This window comes from Rheinheimera marina, assembly GCF_042654345.1.
GTDB classification, from domain to species: Bacteria; Pseudomonadota; Gammaproteobacteria; order Enterobacterales; family Alteromonadaceae; genus Pararheinheimera; species Pararheinheimera marina.
Genome location: NZ_JBHSGB010000010.1, coordinates 241,902 through 257,798 on the forward strand (window position 1 = coordinate 241,902; position 15,897 = coordinate 257,798).

Below are 15,897 nucleotides of genomic sequence, written 5' to 3' on the forward strand. Positions count from 1 at the left end.
CCAGAATTACTCTGGCCGTTTTTTTGTTGGCAGGTAAAGTGTGGCGAATTGGGAATAGGTTTAGTGCAAACTGAAGTGTTGTACCGAAGCTTCCAGCCGGTCAGCCGCCGTAGCCACCTGCTGGCTTTGCTCCAGCGTGCTGGTCGCCCGTGTCGTACTCTGTTCTGCCAGTTCCACCATGCTATGCATTCGTTGCTCTATCGCCTGACCCAACTGCCGTTGTTTCGAACTGGTCGTGGCAATATGGTCACTGATCTGGTGCATGCTGTTGATCGCCTGATTAATCTCCTGCAACGCCTGCATCAGCAGCTCATTCTGGCTGACACAGAGGTTGGCATCCTGCTGGCCTTTTTCCACAGAGCTGACGGCTTCCACACTTTGGTGCTGCAACTGGCTAATCATGTCACGAATTTCATCCGTGGCCTGCTGACTGCGTACGGCCAGGGAACGGACTTCGTCGGCCACCACGGCAAAACCCCGGCCTTGCTCACCGGCCCGGGCGGCTTCAATGGCGGCATTGAGCGCCAGTAAATTGGTTTGTTCCGCAATGCCCCGGATAGTCTGCAAAATGCCGCCAATATTATTGGACTGGCTGTTGACCTGCTGCATCAGTTGACTGGTTTGGTCCAGCTGGCCTGCCAGTTGGATTACCGCCTGGTTATTCATGGCTGAAATCCGGTCAATGGCCTGGCTTTGGGTCAGCGCTTGCTGCATCTGTTGTTGGGCTTGATCGGCTTGTGAAGCGATTTGTTCGGTCTGGCCGGCCAGCTGCACAGTGATCTGGTTCACGGTCGCTACTTGCTGGTTCTGGGTGCTCAATGCCTGGTGAATGGCAGTAATTTCTTCACTGGAGCGGTGAGCGCTATGGTTCAGCTCCAGCACGCCCTGTTGAATTTGCTCAATCAGTACCCGTAAAGCGCTGGTCAGCCGGTTCACATTGGCCGACAACTCGCCAAACTCGTCCTGTGAGCGAATATCCAGCTCGCGGCTCAAATTGCCAGACGCAATATCGGCCAGCACTTTGTTGATGCCAGATAGGGGCTGGATCATCGCTTTGATGGTCAGGTAAGCAGCGGCCAGCGCCAGGCCCACCAGCACCACCATCATTAAAATAGTGCGCACTGTGCCAGAGTTAACCGAAGAGGACAGGTCCTGCTGCAGGCTGTTAAATTGCTGTTCCGCTCCCAAAATCAGCTGGTCCAGCGCGGCAATGGCTTCCCGTACGTCCTGCTCCGATTGGGTAAACTGCTGGCGGGCCTGCAGTAACTGCACCGCTTGTTGCTGTTTGATACTGACCAGGTTCGGTGTGGCGTTAATGCGGGCTTTGGTGTCCTCCAGCTGGCTGAGAAAATCTTGCCATAAATCACCGGCTTTCACCTGCGGGATCAGGTTGGCAATGTAATCCAGGTTGCCCTGCATATCACTGAACGTAAAACTGAGGTTCTCCTGGCTGCTGGCCAGTTGTTCTGCCGTGGTGTAAGTCGCGGTTTCCCGCACCGTTTGCAGCAGTTGTAACATCTGACCATCCACCCGGCTGGCGGCTCCTGCGATCAGCTCCACCTGGGCCGCTTTGCCCGGTACTTCCAGAAAGGACAAATCCACCAGAGTAGCGCCAGCGGTATCGATCAGCTGTTCCAGTTCTTTTAATTCGGCCTGGGCCTGCTCACCCTGCTCAAGGGCAGCCAGGCGGGCACTGAATAACGCAGCGACCGCTTGTTGGTAGTTCTGGTAATGCGCAGTGGCGGAGCTCAGCTGGCTTTTCAACTGCACATCCTGCTGGACCAGTTGCGTGAGCGTATCGATCAGCTGTTGGTAGCTTTCCGCGGTTTTGGTGAAATCGGTTTGAATGGCTTTAATTTCGTCAGCTTTTTCAACGGTAAAGCCCATGGCAGATAGTTTGGCTAAGCGCAGCAACTGAATTTGAGCTTTATTGCTCTGCTGTTGCACCGGCACGGCGGTTTCATTGATCTGGCTGCTGGAGCTGCTGACCACAGCAAAACTCCACAACGACGACAAACTGGCAATCAGTAACAGCAAGGCAATAAAGCCAAAGCCCAGATAAATCTTGTGAGCCACCCTGAGTTTCATAAATCGTTCTCAACTTCTGTTCTTGTTATTAGTTTTAGAATATGTCGCAGACGATAACAACGCTTGGACACTAACAGAGTTTTTAGAACTGGTCTAGCCAGATTGGAGCAGCGCTGATGGCTTAAAGTTGCGATAAAGTGCAGCGTTCGGGCGGCCAATTAACACAATTGGCTAAAGTTTGGCCTGCCCGCTCCAGTCAAAGCACCAGTTTGGTGCTTCAACAGGAAAATCAGTCGGTTTTTTTGGGCGTCACATTCAGCTGGCCACCTAAACGGTAACGACTGCCTGCTGATGTCAGATAAGCAAAACTGACGGCTCCGCCGCGGCTGAAGGTTCGGCGGGTCAGACGCAGGCAAGGTTCTGACGGCGGGATCTTCAGGTGCTTCTGGCACAGTTCATCCGGCAATACCGCTTCAATCAGGTGTTCGGCATCGGTTAGAGGGGACACCGCACTCAGGTATTCGTGTGGCGTCTGGTAACGAAAATCCTGTGCCAGGTACTCGGGGATCATCGCCGGGTTCACATAGCGGGCTTCCAGCTGCAATGGCGTCTGGTTGTCGTAATGCACAATCAGCGAAAAAAACACCGGCTGGTTACGCAGCATACCCAGTGCAGAGGCGACCACCGCCGGGCAAGGCAGGCTGGTCAGCTGCACCAGTTCTGCACTGTGAAAATGGCCACGGCGGCTAATGTCGTCGGCAATATTGCGGATCTCCAGTAAGGACGACTGTGACTTGGGCGAGGCGACAAAACTGCCGACGCCCTGAGTACGGTACAACACGCCTTGTTCGGTCAGTTCCTGCAGTGCCCGCCGCGCAGTCATCCGGCTGACAGCAAACTGACTGGCCAGCTCATTTTCCGACGGAATACGGCTATGCTCGGGCCAGGCGGCACTTTCCACCTGAGCCAGAATAAAATCTTTAATGGTGGCAAATTTTCTGTGGGAACCCGGATTAGCCATTAGGACACCTGCTGCACTCAATTTCGCCTTACTCTAGAAGCTATCTCTTGTATAGACAAGTTGTTCGGTTAGAATTAAGCGCAACAACACAGCTTTTTAATTGGGGTGATTATGCAGGTGTTTGATGCACTGTGGATCAATGTGCAACTGGCGACCATGACCGACAATGGCCAGCCGTACGGCACTATCGCGGATGGTGTGCTGGCGGTCAAAGAGGGTCGTATTGCCTGGTTAGGTCCAAAGGCCGACTTGCCAGCAACTGACCTGCTCAGCACGCCGTTATACGACGGACAGGGTCAGTGGCTGCTGCCGGGCCTGATTGACTGTCACACCCACCTGATTTATGCCGGTAGCCGCGCCAATGAATTTGAAATGCGGCTCAATGGCGCCAGCTACCAGCAAATTGCTGAGGCAGGCGGCGGAATTAAATCCACAGTGGCGGCCACCCGAGCGGCCAGCCATGAAGAGTTATTTGTGTTGGCGAAAAACCGCCTCAATACGCTGCTGCGTCAGGGCGTTACTACAGTCGAAATTAAGTCCGGTTACGGGCTGGACCTGGCCACAGAGCAGAAAATTCTTGAAGTGGCGGCTGAGCTGGGCAGGCTGCACCCGATAGATATTCAAAAAACTTTCCTTGGTGCTCATGCGGTGCCTGCGGAATACCAGGGCCGGGCGGACGACTATATGGCACTGGTCGTTGATCAGATGCTGCCAGAGCTGGCGGCCCAAGGGCTGGTGGATGCGGTGGATGTGTTTTGCGAAGGCATTGGTTTTTCGGTGGCGCAAAGCCGTTTGTTGTTCGAGAAAGCCAACCGCCTTGGCTTGCCGGTCAAAGCCCATGCCGAGCAGTTGTCCAGCCTGGGCGGCAGCAAGCTGGTCGCCGAATTCAGTGGCCTGTCGGCTGACCATATTGAATTCCTCACCGAACAGGATGTCAGCGCTATGGCAGCGGCGGGTACAGTCGCGGTGTTGTTGCCTGGTGCTTATTACTTCCTGCGTGAAACCCAGTTACCTCCGGTTGCCTTGCTGCGCCAGCATGGCGTGCCTATCGCTATCTCGACCGATTTAAACCCGGGAACATCACCCTTCTGCAACTTGCCGTTAATGCTGAATATGGCCTGCACCTTATTCCGTCTGACGCCGGAAGAAGCCTTGCTTGGGGTGACCCGTCACGCGGCGGCGGCATTGGGCTTGTCCGATCGGGGCCAGCTGGCGGTGGGGCAAAAAGCAGATTTTGGTCTCTATGCGATCAGCCAGCCGGCAGAGCTCTGTTACCAGTTTGGGGTGGATCCACTGCGCCAGCTGGTGAAAGATGGCCGGGTACTGCCTTTAACTGTCTAGACAATAGTAAAATCTAAAGTAGGATTAAGAAGTTAGCGTCTTATAAGGGGTGGCTGTGCGACGTATTTTTATGGCTGTTACTCTGGTATCGCTTTGGTCGGCACCTGCATTGGCCCAACAGGATCTGCCACAGCAGCTTGGCTGGTGGCTTAGTGCTGTATTGGCGCTGGCGCTACTCTGGAGCCTATGGCTGCTTCGTAAGGCCAAGTCCCAGCAGCCGAAAGGGATGCAGGCACGGCCTGAAACCTCAGACGCATTGCATGACGAGCTCAGTGGTTTACCTAATAAAGCCCGGCTAACCCAGGTGGTGAAGCGCTGGGCCAAACAGCATCGAGGAAAAAAAGCCGCCTTACTGGTGTGCAAGGTCCAGCATTTCGACCGGGTTAATCAGGCGATAGGCGCGCAAAACGCCGACTTATTGCTGGTGCAAATTGCCCAGCGTTTGCAACAACGGCTGGCGCAAGAAGAGCAAGCTACCTTGGTCGGCGGCGACAGTAAGGTGGCGCATCTGGGCGGCATTTATTTCGCGCTCTGGCTGGACGCCTCCGAAAAACAGCATGGTGCAGAGCAGCTGGCGCATAAACTGGAGTACCAGTTACCTCAGTCGCTGCTGATCCATGGCTGTGCCATCGATTACCAACTGATCAGTGGTATTGCGCTGTACCCGGACCACGGTGAGCAACTGAACGAACTGCTTGACAAAGCGCTGCTGGTGCTGCAACACCGCCAGTTTGGTCATAGCCACAGCCTGGTGTATCAACCTGAACTGACCCAATACGATCAGGACAAACTCAGCCTGATGGCCGAACTGCAACAGGCCATCGACGCGCAGCAACTGAAACTGCATATTCAGCCGCAGCTGAGCCTGACTGACCACAAAGTGCTGGCGGGCGAAGTGTTGATCCGCTGGCATCACCCACGACGTGGCTTATTGGGGCCCGACCAGTTTTTACCGCTGGCCGAACAAATGGGCGTGATTTATCCGCTAACCCGCTGGGTGCTGGAAAGGGCAGTGCAGTTACTGGCGCAGCTTCAGCAACAACAATTGCATTGCCAAATCGCCGTCAACCTGTCGAGCAAAGATCTGCTGCAGGACGAACTGGTCGATACCGTCGAATTACTGCTGAAAAAGTATCAGGTGCCTGCCAGCCTGCTTATTCTGGAGCTGAAAGAAAGCGCCCTGGTGGCCGAGCCTGAATTGGCGCTGCGTACCTTACATCATCTGTCTCAGCTTGGCATTGAGCTGGCGCTGGACGACTTTGGCACAGGCTTTTCGTCTTTGGCGTATCTGCGCGAACTGCCGATCCAACAGGTGAAAGTGGACTGTTCCTTTGTGTTTGACCTGCACCGCTCTGACACCCACAGCGCCATTACCGGCGCTATTATCGACATTGCGAAAAACCTGCAGTTTACCGTGGTGGCTGAAGGGATAGAGCAGCAGGAAGTGGAGCAAAAGCTGCTGGCAATGGGCTGCAGCCGTGGCCAGGGCTATTTGTATGCCAAACCTTTTGCGCTGGACACCTTTGTGCCCTGGATGCAGCAGTGGGGTTACAGCAAAGCCAATTACTGACGTTGCTGTTTTGCCATCACAAAAGCACAGACCAATGCAGTCAGGATCTGGCCCGCGTCGTTCATTCCGGCTGCTACGCCTGCCGGGTGCCGCTCAGGGGCCGCTTCAGCCAAATGCAGGTACTGACTGTCAGATGAGCTGGCCAGCAGGTAGACAAAATGTTCGGCCTGCTGCACCGACACACCACAGCTGTTATAGGCACTGACCGGCATGCCGGTAATGGCGTCAGTGTCCAGCTCAATACCAAAAGGCCCAGGATGTTTCGCCTGCCATTGCTGCAACAAAGCTGGCCAGTCGGCTTGCTGTCGCACAAACAGCTGCTGGTAACTCAGCACATCCACCCCTTCGGCGGCAATACTGGCAAGCGCGGCTGCCGAGTTCTTCAGCTCGTGTAACCCCATCACCAGATAGTGCTGCAAGTAGCCCTGGGCTTTGGCATAACTAAATCCATTGCCACTGTGGCGGCCTTCCTGCAGACGAAAATCAGCATGCGGGTCCAGGTTAATCGCATTGACGGCCTGCTGACGGCTTTGGCTGAGCGCGGCCAGTAACGGCAGTGCGTTGTTATGGCCACCGCCTATCACGACAGGCCGCAGTTTTGTCTCGAAGATAGCCCGTAGCACAGGTTCAAGCCGCTGGTCCAACTGCGCACATAACTGGCGCAGTTGCTGCAGTTGCACTGGGTCTGTCGGGTCCAGTGACTGGCTTTGTTGCTGCAAATCGGCACAGTCCAGTTCACCCAGCAGCATCAACTGACTGGCGTCCAGAAAGCGGTTGGCTTGCAGGTTAATAAACTTGCGGACAAAAGCGGTCCAGCCCTGAGTGGCGCCGCCCAGGCCCAAATTCGCACGTGGGCCAATATCTTCCGGCACGCCCAGCAGCACAATACGTACCCCGGCGGCTTTGGCCTGTTGCAAGCGTTGGGTCAGGTCCAGGTGTGGCTCAGGCCAGAACAAGGCTTCACCTATACGTTGTTCGCCGGCACGCAGTTGTTGAAAGGCCGCCAAATCGGCGGCCTGATAAAAAGTGAATGGAAGCAAGATGTTTATTCCAGATCCAAAGGTTCAGGTGACAGGATCACGCCTGTGCTGTCCGCATACAAATGGTCACCTGGCAAAAAGGTGACACCGCCAAAATTGACAGGAACCTCAGTTTCACCAAAGCCCTGATCGTCAGCGCCGACCGGAATGGCGTTCACCGCCTGAATACCAATATCGAAATCTTCCAGCGTATCGACATCGCGCACACTACCATAACAGACAATACCTTCCCAACCTTTGGTGGCCGCCAGTGACGCCAGTTCGGCATCAATCAGCGCACGACGGGCTGAGCCACCGCCATCGACCAGCAGCACTTTGCCGACGCCTGGTTCCGCCAGTACCTTACGCACCAGACCATTGTCTTCAAAACACTTCACGGTGAGGATTTGGCCACCAAAAGAACGACGTCCGCCGTAGTTGGCAAAAATCGGTTCCACCACATCAATCATATCGGCGTACAAGTCACATAATTCTGAGGTGTTGTATTCCATGGCGGGCTCCGTTAGATAAGTCTTTGATCAAAAAAAGAGTATAACTTTATCGCGGCTAAGCTCAAGCGGATTCTGGTTTTGCTCTCATTCTGAATTTTCCAATCCGGCCGCAGTTGTTATGCAGCCTTGGCGGTGCTAAGGTGAAAATTCATCGGCTGGATTTGTTGTCACAGGGCAGGATCTGTTGAGCACTGAACTACTTGCAAGGTTTCTGCTTTATTTCACCCAAATTGGTTTCGCTTGTGCGATGGCGGGTCTGCTCTGGCATTTTTACACCATTTATCAGCGCCACTACCTGAAATCCTGGGCCATTGCCTTTAGCTGCTTTGCGTTGTTTGTGGGCTTTATTCTGACCGGTGTGCAACTGGCAGCCGAACAGGCACCGCTGTGGCTGCGCCAGCTCAACAGCTTTTTTAATATTGGCTTTTGTTACGCCTTTGCGGTCTGGTTGCTGGTCGGGGTGCATGAAACCGTGACCGCGCAGCGCACGTCCAGCCGCCGGGTTAATCAATTGCTGGCTGGCCTGGCGCTATTGGCCTTTATTTCCGTCTGGCCTGTGCAATGGTGGTCTGTCACCCGCGACTGGGCCAGTTTTTTACAGGTCAACTTGCGGCTGCTGCTGATTGGGTTGTCAGTCACAGTGTCGGGGGCCTGGCTCTGGACCTTAAACAAACAACAACTGGCGGTGCGTATCGTCGCCAGTGCCATGCTGTTATGGGGCAGCCTGTTTTTACTGACGCCCTTGCTGCTACAACTGTTGCCCTCCGAGACCATCAAAGTCAGCTTTGTGATCAAATACCTGGAGCTCTTTGTCCAAATGGTGCTGAGCCTGGGGCTGGTCATTTGGCTGCAACAAGACGAACGTCAGGCCAATCAGCAGCTCGCCGCGAAAACACAGTACCTGGATTCTCATGATCCGCTGACTGGTGCACTGAACCGCGATGCTTTATTGCTGCAGCTGGGCCCGTTGTTGGCAGGGCAAAAGCCCTGTTTGCTGCTGATGATTGGGCTCGACAGCTTTAAAGTGGTCAATGAATCCGTCGGGCTTAAACAAGGCGACCGTATCTTGCGCGAAGTCACCCGGCGGCTGGAATCCTCCATTATTAAACCTGTGCTGGTCGCCCGCACCGGCGGCGATATTTTTGCCCTGGTGGTGCAGGACTGCACGACAGATCGGCAAAAGTTATTTCTGCTGCAGCACCTGGAGCAGCTGATTGAAAAACCCTTTAGCTCTGAACAAGGCCTGATCAAACTGACTGCCAGTGTTGGCGTGGCCGAAGCGCCTTTGCATGGTGACGATGCCGAACTGTTATTGCGTCGCGCCAATATTGCCTTCCACCACTGCAAGCGCCACCAGCAGAACTGCAGCTTTTACCAGCCTGGCATGGAGGAGGAATCGGCCCGACTGCTGAGCCTGGAAAAAGACCTGCTGCAAGCGCTGGAGCAAGACCAGTTTATTTTTTACTTCCAGCCACAGTGGAATTTGCGTGACGGCCGTATTGAAGCCTATGAAGCGCTGGTGCGTTGGATCCATCCGGACAAAGGCTTGTTGATGCCAGGGCAATTTTTACCGCTGGTCGAGCAGGTTGGCTTGTCACAGGAGCTGGACCTGTTGCTGTTGGAAAAAGCAGTGGCCACTTTGGCTGACTGGAAACGGCAGGGTATTACGGTGCCGTTGGCGGTCAATATGTCGCCGGTGAATTTTCAGTTGGACGGCCTGAAAAAGCGGCTGCAGCAATTGTTGCTGCGCTACCAGGTATCGCCGGCCATGCTGGAGCTGGAAATCACCGAAAACACCGCGATGAACGACATGGAAAAAGGCTCCAACTATGTCGCTGAGCTGCAGCAAATGGGAATCCGGGTATCCATTGACGATTTTGGCACCGGCTATTCGTCACTGGGGTATTTGCGCAAAATGCCTATCGATAAAATTAAAATCGACCGCAGTTTTGTCACCGAAATGGCCACCAACGACTCCGACATGATGATTATCAAAACCATGGTCACGCTGGCGCATGGGCTGGGTAAACGCATTCTGGCTGAAGGGGTGGAAAATCAGGCGCAATTGGAAGTACTGCGGGCCTTGTCCTGCGACGCCATTCAGGGCTACCTGCTGGCCAAACCTTTACCTGAACAGGACGCGCTGGCTTTATTAGCAACAGATAATTTGCTGTCATAGTTTTGTCACCCAAGGCTTTTAAGCTGCTGATAACTTCTACAGAGTGGCGGCTGAGTTATGTGGCTTGAACGTGTCCGTCTTTGGGATCAGAAATACTTTCACTGGGTGTTTAGCCGGAGTGAGCGTCAGTCGGTGCACAAGTTCAGCTTGTGGTGCTCCAAAACCGGCGACGGCCCGCTTTACCTGATCGTCGTCGGCAGTTTCTGGCTGGCCGATGCCCTACATGCTTCGGCCTTAACCGAATTGTTGCTGCTCAGTTTCGCTATTGAGCTGCCGCTGTATTTTCTGCTGAAAAACTCCATTCGCCGGCAACGGCCTTACCAGCGTCTGGCGGCCAGCATTCAGGCACATATTGAAGCGTCCGATAAATTCAGCCTGCCGTCTGGCCATACCGCAGCGGCTTTTGTGATGGCCTGTGGCCTGAGTCTGTATTACCCGCTCTGGAGTGGCATGTTGTTTGGTTGGGCTTGCCTGATTGGCCTGTCGCGCATTCTGCTCGGGGTGCATTTTCCGTTGGATATCCTGGCTGGTGCTTTGTTAGGCAGCAGTAGTTGCCTGTTGGCTCTGCAGTTGTTGCACTAACAGGGCCGTTTTTTTGCTTGGTGCCATTTTTTTCATTTCTGGCTTGCTTGCCACCTGCTTTACTGAAATTCCTCTCTATAATCAAAGTAGTTAGCCCCGACACTTACCTGGAGTGAAGCCTCATGCTTGCATTACGTCGATTTAGTATTCGGCAGCGCCTGTTACTGAATGCACTGATTGTTGGGGTCGCCATGTTGGTGATGCTGGCCCTGCTGTTGTTTCAAGGGCAAAAACTGACGCAACTGGCTGGGCTGCGGCTGGAGGTGGAACAGTTGCAACTGTCGGTACTGCAATTGCGCCGTTCTGAAAAAGACTTTTTGCTGCGCTCTGAACTGGAGTACCAGCAAAGCTTTAACCAGCAGGCCGATCTGCTCGCCAGCCAGGGCAACAGCTTAATGCAGGACATGCAGGCGCTGGGGCTGGACACGGCCGCGTTACAGAACTTTTTGCAGCTGACTGACAACTACCGTACCTTGTTTAACCAACTGGTGGCAGTGTCTGAGCAAGTCGGGCTGGACCCGCAATCAGGCTTGTACGGGGCGCTGCGCAAAAGTGCGCATGAGCTGGAACAAGCCTTTGCCAGCACGCAGGATTTCGAGCTGAGCACTCAGCTGCTGCAACTGCGCCGCGCCGAAAAAGATTTTATGTTGCGGCTGGACTTAAAGTACCTGCAAAGCTTTCAGCAGGGCTTGAGCCAGTTTAACCAACTGCTGCAGCAGAAAATTACCGATCCGGCGCAGGCGGCCAGCCTGGTGGAAAAAGCCGCGTCTTACGGCAAAGCCTTTGAGCAACTGGTGCAGGGCGAGCAGCAAATAGGCCTGGCACATGACACAGGCCTGATGGGACAAATGCGTCAGGCCATTCACCAGACCGAACAAAGTCTGGAGCAAATGTCGCTGCAGTCTTCAACCGCGGTGGACAATGCCACTGCCGCCAGCAAAAACCTGGCGATCAGTCTGTTTGTGCTGGTGCTGGTGGCGGTGATCAGTCTGGTGCTGCTGACCAGCCGCAGCATTCTGAAACCTATCGAAAAAGTCTGTGCCACCATAGGCCTGGTGCGCAAGGACAACGACTTCCGCCTGCGTATTGACGAAGAAGGTCAGGACGAAATGACCACTCTGGCGCGCGACGTGAACCATATGTTGTCCGACGTACAGGACTTGGTGCGCAGTGTGAACCAGGCACTGACTATGTTGGATCAGGCCACAGCTGAACTGGCGCAGTCCACCGCAGACACCAGCAAAGGCATGTCGCAGCAGCAACTGGAAAGCGATATGGTCGCCACTGCAGTGACCGAGATGGGCGCGACGGTGAACGAAATTGCCGCCAATACAGAGCAGACTGCACTGAAGGCGCAAAACACCAACCAAAATGCGGTGCAGGGGTTAAACGCAGTGGAGCAGACGGTCAGCCGTATTCAACAACTGGCGGAACAGTTGCAGCAAACCTCGACAGTGCTGGCTGAGCTGGAACGCGACAGCAGCACCATTGGTCAGGTGCTGGACGTGATCCGCGGTATTGCTGAACAAACCAATCTGCTGGCGCTGAACGCTGCTATTGAAGCGGCCCGGGCCGGTGAGCAGGGCCGTGGTTTTGCCGTGGTGGCTGATGAAGTGCGCTCGCTCGCCATGCGCACCCAGGAGTCGACAGGCCAGATAGAGCAGATCATCTTCGGCCTGCAGCAACGCACCGGCAATATAGTGCAGGTGATGCAGCGCTGTCAGCAGCAGGGCAAAGACAGTGCTGAACAAGCTGGTTCCACCATTGGCTTGCTACGCCAGATCACTGCCGACGTTGGTTTGATCATGGACATGACCAGCCAAATCGCGACCGCGGTGGAAGAACAAAGCCTGGTAGCCGCCGACGTGAATAAAAACGTGGTGCGCATTCGCGATATCTCCGAACACTCACTGGAGCTGGCGCAGCAAAATGCGCAAACCAGCGAAGAGGTGGCCAGCCAGGCCAGTGTGTTGCATCAAACGGTCGACCGGTTCAAAGCCTGAGTATGAAAACCCTCTGTATCCTCGTGTTGTGTTGCAGCCTGACCTGTCAGGCTGCAGATTTTATTGCCGTCACTGAATCCATGCCCCCGATGCAGCAGGAGCTGGATGGGCAGGTGTGCGGCGAAAATGTCGAGCTGGTGCAGCAGATTGTCAGCAAAGCCGGGTTGTCGGCTGAGTTCCGGCTTTATCCCTGGGCCCGCGCCTACAAAATGGCTCAGCAGCAAGCTAATACCCTGATCTTTGCGATGGCGCGTACGCCGGAGCGGGAAAAGCGCTTCTATTGGATAGGCAAGCTTGTGGAGTTTAAGTTGGGGCTGGTGCGGCTGCAACAACGCGGCGAGCCGATCCAACGACTGGAACAACTGAAAGGCAAAACCATCGCGGTGCAGCGGGACGATTCCGTTTACCAATGGTTAATCAAAGCTGGTTTTAGCGAAGGGAACCAACTGATAGTCGCCGCCAGTTCCGAGCAAAGCTGGGCCTTGCTGGCTAACGGCAAAGTGGATTACGTGGTGGAGAACCCGCGCTTTTTGCCGGAAATTGAACGGCGTACTCAGTTGGACAAAGGCGCGCTGGTGGTGGATATGACCATTGCAGATTTGAGCTCCAGTGCCTATCTGGCCGCCAGTCTGGCCACCTCACCGGCGCTGGTGCAGCGCTTGCAACAGGCTTACCAGCAAGTTATGGAATAAACTTCACCGCGATCTGGTCGTCGCGGCTGCCATTGGCCTGTTTTACCTGCGTCAGGTACTGCTGCCATAACTGCTGTTGCTGCCCGGCCAGTTCGCGTAAATAGGCCCAGCTGTACAGGCCGGTATAGTGGCCGTCGTCAAACACCAGTTTTACCGCGTAATGCCCAACAGGCACAATCGACTGGATGCCCACCTGCTTTTTATGCAGCACCAAAGTGGCCTGGCCATGGCCCCGCACTTCGGCTGAGGGCGAAAACACCCGCAGCAATTCGGCCGGCAAGGAAAATTGCTGGCCGTCACTGAACTGCAGGTCCAGTGTTTTGCTTTGGCGGTGGTAATGCAGCCGGGTCACGACTGCATGTGCAGGTGCCTGGCTCATTACAGAATAAAACGGCTTAAGTCTTCGTCTTGCACCAGGCTGTCCAGGTGGCTTTCGACATAAGCGGCATCTATGGTGATCTGCTGGCCTTGATGGTCAGCGGCGTCAAAGGAAATATCTTCCAGCAACCTTTCCATCACGGTATAGAGGCGGCGCGCACCAATGTTTTCCAGCCGCTCATTCACCTGCCAGGCGGCATTGGCAATACGGGAAATGCCGTCGCTGGTGAAGCTGATCCTTACCCCTTCGGTGGCCAGCATCGCAATGCTCTGCTCGGTGAGCGAGGCTTTAGGCTCGGTCAGAATACGCTCGAAATCGGCTGCGCTCAGCGCTTCCAGCTCGACCCGGATAGGTAAACGGCCTTGCAGCTCTGGGACTAAATCCGACGGTTTCGCCAGCTGGAACGCGCCAGAGGCAATAAACAGAATATGGTCGGTTTTCACCATGCCGTGTTTGGTGGTCACGGTGCAGCCTTCAATCAGCGGAAGCAGGTCGCGCTGCACCCCTTCACGGGACACATCCGGGCCGCTGCTTTCGCCGCGTTTGCAAATCTTGTCAATTTCATCAATAAAGACGATGCCGTTTTGCTCCACCGCATCCAGCGCTTTCAGTTTCAGCTCTTCCGGGTTCACCAACCGGGCAGCTTCTTCTTCCACCAGCTGCTTAAAGGCGTCTTTAATTTTCAGTTTGCGGCTTTTCTTTTTGTCGCTGCCAAGGTTCTGGAACATCGACTGCAACTGCGACGTCATTTCTTCCATGCCCGGTGGCGCCATAATTTCCACGCCCATTTGTGGCACGGCCAGGTCAATTTCAATTTCTTTGTCGTCCAGCTGGCCTTCGCGCAGCTTTTTACGAAACACCTGACGGGTTGAATTGTCGGTGTCGGACGCTTGCGTCTGGCCCCAACTGTCGCGGGCTGGTGGTAGTAATACATCCAGAATACGTTCTTCGGCGGCTTCTTCGGCGCGGAACTTGTTTTTTGCCACTTCCTGCTCGCGGAACATTTTCACCGCGCTGTCGGTCAGGTCGCGGATAATGCTTTCAACTTCTTTGCCCACATAACCCACTTCAGTGAACTTGGTGGCTTCCACTTTAATAAAAGGCGCATTGGCCAGTTTGGCCAGGCGGCGGGCAATTTCAGTTTTACCTACACCTGTTGGGCCAATCATCAGAATGTTTTTCGGTGTCACTTCCTGGCGCAGTGCCGGCTCCAGTTGCATCCGGCGCCAGCGGTTACGCAGCGCAATGGCCACAGCGCGTTTGGCGTTGCTCTGACCAATAATATGGCGGTCCAGTTCGTGTACTATTTCGCGGGGTGTCATATCAGACATAAGGCAGTCTCTTACAATTCTTCGATGGTCTGGTGATGGTTGGTGAACACACAAATATCACCGGCAATGGTCAGGCTCTTTTCGACAATGTCGCGTGCTGACAATTCAGTATTCTGCAATAGTGCCGTGGCGCTGGCCTGAGCGTACGGGCCGCCGCTGCCAATGGCAATCAGGTCGTGCTCGGGCTGAATCACATCGCCGTTGCCGGTGATGATCAGCGAGCAATTGGCGTCAGCCACCGCCAGCAAGGCTTCCAGCTTGCGCAGCATGCGGTCGGTGCGCCAGTCTTTGGCCAGCTCTACTGCTGCGCGCATCAGGTGGCCCTGGTGCATCTCCAGTTTGGCTTCAAAACGTTCAAATAAGGTAAAAGCGTCGGCGGTGCCGCCAGCAAAACCTGCCAGCACTTTGCCATGGTACAGGCGGCGTACTTTACGGGCATTGCCCTTCATCACAGTGTTGCCCAGTGACACCTGGCCATCACCGCCTAAGGCCACATGGCCGTTGCGACGTACAGAAACAATAGTGGTCATAACAAATCCGGTAAGGACAGAACAATACCGGGTTAGTGGGGCAGGGCCAGCCGCTTTTCAAGGCGGCCGGCGCTATTTATCGGTCAGGCGAGAGCTGTACGCGGTGGCTTTGCCGGTTAAATAGCCGCAATGCGGCAGTCGGCCACTTTCTGGCGGTTCAATCGGTTCTTTTCACTTTCGGCCTGGCGCTTACTGGCGTAAGGCCCTAAGGTCACGCGGTAGAACACGCCGTTTTTACCTTCAATACGCCGCACTGTGGACGGGTAACCGGCAAAGGCAATTTTGGCTTTTAACTGCTCAGCGGTTTCTTCAACCCGATACACCCCACAGTACATTTCAAAGGGGCCTTTGTTTTCCAGCTCTTCCACTTTCACCTGAATTTCTTTGTTTTCCAGCTCTTTAATGTACTGGTAAGGCTCAGCTTTTGGCTTAGGTGGCAGCTCTTTTTGCGGCGTAATGGCGGCTCTTTTTTCCGGTTCCGGAATAGCCACAGGGTCGCGGGTGCTTAAATGGTACAAAAACCAGGCGAACGCCAGCAGCAGAACAGCAGCCAGCACCATCAAAGGCCAGGGATAGTTTTTTGGCGGTGGTGCAGTTTTCTTTGGCCTGGGCTTGGCCCGGCCAGCTTTGACATAATCGCGTTGAGGCATAACAACTACTAAAACAACCTAAAACAGGCATTCTACTGAAGTTTTATGAAAAAGACAGGT

14 protein-coding genes are annotated in these 15,897 nt (G+C 54.6%); 6 read left to right on the plus strand and 8 right to left on the minus strand.

The genetic code is table 11. The features are described from left to right. Positions 1–60 precede the first annotated feature (60 nt). Both ACFO3I_RS10805 and hutC read right to left on the minus strand, forming a co-directional pair. The gene (locus ACFO3I_RS10805; RefSeq protein ID WP_377333999.1) at positions 61–2,088 is read right to left on the minus strand and encodes a methyl-accepting chemotaxis protein; all 2,028 of its coding nucleotides are present in this window, start codon (positions 2,086–2,088) and stop codon (positions 61–63) included. A 229-nt stretch (positions 2,089–2,317) separates the two neighbouring features. Next, on the minus strand, positions 2,318–3,049 hold the full coding sequence (gene hutC / locus ACFO3I_RS10810; protein WP_377334000.1) for a histidine utilization repressor: 732 nt from the start codon (positions 3,047–3,049) through the stop codon (positions 2,318–2,320). 111 nt (positions 3,050–3,160) lie between these two features. Here hutC and hutI point away from each other — a divergent pair, with 111 nt between their 5' ends. Together hutI and ACFO3I_RS10820 are read left to right on the plus strand one after the other, a co-directional pair. Continuing rightward, a complete protein-coding gene (hutI, locus tag ACFO3I_RS10815) occupies positions 3,161–4,390 on the plus strand; it encodes an imidazolonepropionase (protein WP_377334001.1) in 1,230 nt (409 codons plus the stop codon). Between the two features lie 55 nt (positions 4,391–4,445). Continuing rightward, complete coding sequence (locus ACFO3I_RS10820; RefSeq protein ID WP_377334002.1) at positions 4,446–5,960, plus strand: putative bifunctional diguanylate cyclase/phosphodiesterase; 1,515 nt, start codon at positions 4,446–4,448, stop codon at positions 5,958–5,960. Here the strand turns inward: ACFO3I_RS10820 and ACFO3I_RS10825 are convergent. Both ACFO3I_RS10825 and rraA read right to left on the minus strand, forming a co-directional pair. Further along, positions 5,954–7,000, minus strand: coding sequence for a formimidoylglutamase (locus ACFO3I_RS10825; RefSeq protein WP_377334003.1), 1,047 nt, complete (start codon positions 6,998–7,000; stop codon positions 5,954–5,956). The two genes, ACFO3I_RS10820 and ACFO3I_RS10825, sit on opposite strands and share 7 nt — an antisense overlap. Before the next feature lie 5 nt (positions 7,001–7,005). Then, on the minus strand, positions 7,006–7,491 hold the full coding sequence (gene rraA / locus ACFO3I_RS10830) for a ribonuclease E activity regulator RraA (RefSeq protein WP_377334004.1): 486 nt from the start codon (positions 7,489–7,491) through the stop codon (positions 7,006–7,008). A gap of 184 nt (positions 7,492–7,675) precedes the next feature. On the opposite strand from rraA, the gene ACFO3I_RS10835 reads away from it, so the two are divergent. The 4 genes from ACFO3I_RS10835 (at position 7,676) to ACFO3I_RS10850 (ending at position 12,947) form a co-directional block, all read left to right on the plus strand. Beyond that, entirely contained in the window at positions 7,676–9,670 is a 1,995-nt protein-coding gene (locus ACFO3I_RS10835; RefSeq protein ID WP_377334005.1) for a putative bifunctional diguanylate cyclase/phosphodiesterase, read from the plus strand. 57 nt (positions 9,671–9,727) lie between these two features. Next, a complete protein-coding gene (locus ACFO3I_RS10840; RefSeq protein ID WP_377334006.1) occupies positions 9,728–10,252 on the plus strand; it encodes a phosphatase PAP2 family protein in 525 nt (174 codons plus the stop codon). Positions 10,253–10,374: 122 nt separating this feature from the next. After that, positions 10,375–12,255: a methyl-accepting chemotaxis protein gene (locus ACFO3I_RS10845; protein WP_377334007.1), complete on the plus strand. Its 1,881-nt coding sequence runs from the start codon at positions 10,375–10,377 to the stop codon at positions 12,253–12,255. Positions 12,256–12,257: 2 nt separating this feature from the next. Next, entirely contained in the window at positions 12,258–12,947 is a 690-nt protein-coding gene (locus tag ACFO3I_RS10850) for a substrate-binding periplasmic protein (protein WP_377334008.1), read from the plus strand. Here ACFO3I_RS10850 and ACFO3I_RS10855 read toward each other — a convergent pair. From ACFO3I_RS10855 to ACFO3I_RS10870, 4 genes are all read right to left on the minus strand, one after another. Next, complete coding sequence (locus tag ACFO3I_RS10855) at positions 12,937–13,326, minus strand: gamma-butyrobetaine hydroxylase family protein (protein WP_377334009.1); 390 nt, start codon at positions 13,324–13,326, stop codon at positions 12,937–12,939. The two genes, ACFO3I_RS10850 and ACFO3I_RS10855, sit on opposite strands and share 11 nt — an antisense overlap. Next, the gene (hslU, locus tag ACFO3I_RS10860) at positions 13,326–14,657 is read right to left on the minus strand and encodes an HslU--HslV peptidase ATPase subunit (protein ID WP_377334010.1); all 1,332 of its coding nucleotides are present in this window, start codon (positions 14,655–14,657) and stop codon (positions 13,326–13,328) included. The genes ACFO3I_RS10855 and hslU overlap by 1 nt, the downstream gene beginning before the upstream one ends. 11 nt (positions 14,658–14,668) lie before the next feature. Next, complete coding sequence (gene hslV, locus ACFO3I_RS10865) at positions 14,669–15,187, minus strand: ATP-dependent protease subunit HslV (protein ID WP_377334011.1); 519 nt, start codon at positions 15,185–15,187, stop codon at positions 14,669–14,671. A gap of 116 nt (positions 15,188–15,303) precedes the next feature. After that, positions 15,304–15,837, minus strand: a complete 534-nt coding sequence (locus ACFO3I_RS10870) for an SPOR domain-containing protein (RefSeq protein ID WP_377334012.1) — start codon at positions 15,835–15,837, stop codon at positions 15,304–15,306. Between the last annotated feature and the right edge of the window lie 60 nt (positions 15,838–15,897).

What these genes read in the sequence shown, in the direction of transcription:
- ACFO3I_RS10805 (WP_377333999.1), bottom strand. Translation starts at nt 2,088, where the DNA reads ATGAAACTCAGGGTGGCTCACAAGATTTATCTGGGCTTTGGCTTTATT.
- hutC (WP_377334000.1), bottom strand. Translation starts at nt 3,049, where the DNA reads ATGGCTAATCCGGGTTCCCACAGAAAATTTGCCACCATTAAAGATTTT.
- hutI (WP_377334001.1), top strand. Translation starts at nt 3,161, where the DNA reads ATGCAGGTGTTTGATGCACTGTGGATCAATGTGCAACTGGCGACCATG.
- rraA (WP_377334004.1), bottom strand. Translation starts at nt 7,491, where the DNA reads ATGGAATACAACACCTCAGAATTATGTGACTTGTACGCCGATATGATT.
- ACFO3I_RS10840 (WP_377334006.1), top strand. Translation starts at nt 9,728, where the DNA reads ATGTGGCTTGAACGTGTCCGTCTTTGGGATCAGAAATACTTTCACTGG.
- ACFO3I_RS10845 (WP_377334007.1), top strand. Translation starts at nt 10,375, where the DNA reads ATGCTTGCATTACGTCGATTTAGTATTCGGCAGCGCCTGTTACTGAAT.
- ACFO3I_RS10850 (WP_377334008.1), top strand. Translation starts at nt 12,258, where the DNA reads ATGAAAACCCTCTGTATCCTCGTGTTGTGTTGCAGCCTGACCTGTCAG.
- ACFO3I_RS10855 (WP_377334009.1), bottom strand. Translation starts at nt 13,326, where the DNA reads ATGAGCCAGGCACCTGCACATGCAGTCGTGACCCGGCTGCATTACCAC.
- hslU (WP_377334010.1), bottom strand. Translation starts at nt 14,657, where the DNA reads ATGTCTGATATGACACCCCGCGAAATAGTACACGAACTGGACCGCCAT.
- hslV (WP_377334011.1), bottom strand. Translation starts at nt 15,187, where the DNA reads ATGACCACTATTGTTTCTGTACGTCGCAACGGCCATGTGGCCTTAGGC.
- ACFO3I_RS10870 (WP_377334012.1), bottom strand. Translation starts at nt 15,837, where the DNA reads ATGCCTCAACGCGATTATGTCAAAGCTGGCCGGGCCAAGCCCAGGCCA.